This window comes from Bacillus sp. YH3-2-B2 (assembly GCF_053663335.1).
Genome location: NZ_JBSJQE010000013.1, coordinates 1 through 1,345 on the forward strand (window position 1 = coordinate 1; position 1,345 = coordinate 1,345).

The following is a 1,345-nucleotide window of genomic DNA, read 5'->3' on the forward strand; positions in this document are numbered from 1 at the left end:
ACAGTCGGGGTTATCCGTTCCCGGTTTTTCCGGCGAAACGCTAGAAGTGTCTCTTTCTGCCCTTACAGGTGAGGCGGAGACAGGGGCTGTCTCTGACGAAGCGGATGCTGATTCGCTCGCTTATATCATTTATACGTCCGGTTCGACGGGAACACCGAAGGGAGTGGCTGTTGAACACCGTCAAGCCGCCGCCTTTTTATCAGGGATGCAAGGGCAGTTTCCGTTAACGGAAGAGGACATTATCGTGCTGAAATCATCCTTTTCATTCGACGCCTCCATCTGGCAATTGTTTTGGTGGACGATGTCCGGCGCCTCCGTGTATCTGCTTCCGGCCGGCTGGGAGAAAGATCCTGTGCGGATGATTGAAGCTTTTTCTTCTGAAAAGGTGACGACCGCGCATTTTATTCCGGCGATGGTCAACAGCTTTTTAGACGCGCTGGAAACAGAGCCTGCAGAAACAAGAACACGCCTCGGCAGAACACTGACACGCGTGTTTGCCGGAGGCGAAGCTCTTTCACCGCTTACGGCTGCCCGGTTTGCCGATCTTCTGCCTGAGACCATGCTTATTCACGGCTACGGGCCGACAGAAGCGACGGTCGATGCGGCCTTTTACGTCTGTGACCGAAAACGGGACAGCGGACGGACGCGGCTTCCAATCGGAAAACCCGTTCCGGGTGCCCGTCTTTATGTGTTAGACGGCGGGGGAACCGTTCAGCCTGCGGGCGTTGCCGGAGAGCTGTACATCGCGGGGACAGGGGTGGCCCGGGGCTATTTGAACCGTCCTGAACTGACGGCGGAACGTTTTCTCGATGATCCGTTTTATCCGGGAGAGCGCATGTATCAGACGGGCGATATCGCACGCTGGACTGAAGACGGGCTTGTCGAATGGCTCGGCCGGTCAGACGGACAGGTGAAAGTTCGCGGCTACCGGATTGAACCGGGAGAGATCGAAACGGCGATCCGGCGCATTGACGGCATTCGTGAGGCGGCGGTCACTGCCCGGACCGAACACGGCGAAACCGCGCTTTACGCCTATATCGAAGGACGAAAAAGCGATGACGTGCGGGCGGAGCTTGCTGCACGCCTTCCGGCCTACATGATGCCGGCTCAGTTTATAGAGATGAACGAATGGCCGGTCACGCCGAGCGGAAAGCTTGACCGCCGCGCGCTGCCGGCTCCCGGCGGAGCGGAAGACAGACAGGTGTACACCGCCCCGCGGAACGTCACGGAAATGAAGCTTTGCGCCCTTTGGGAAGAGGTGCTGAAAAACGGACCCGTCGGCATCCGGGATCACTTTTTTGAGCGGGGCGGCCATTCGTTAAAAGCGACGGCTCTCGTCTCCCGC

General features: G+C 58.2%; 1 protein-coding gene. It reads left to right on the forward strand.

All coding sequences use genetic code 11. The features are described 5' to 3' along the window. A partial coding sequence (locus tag ACWJJX_RS19260; RefSeq protein WP_454023201.1) for a non-ribosomal peptide synthetase occupies positions 1-1,345 on the forward strand: 1,345 nt, incomplete at both ends.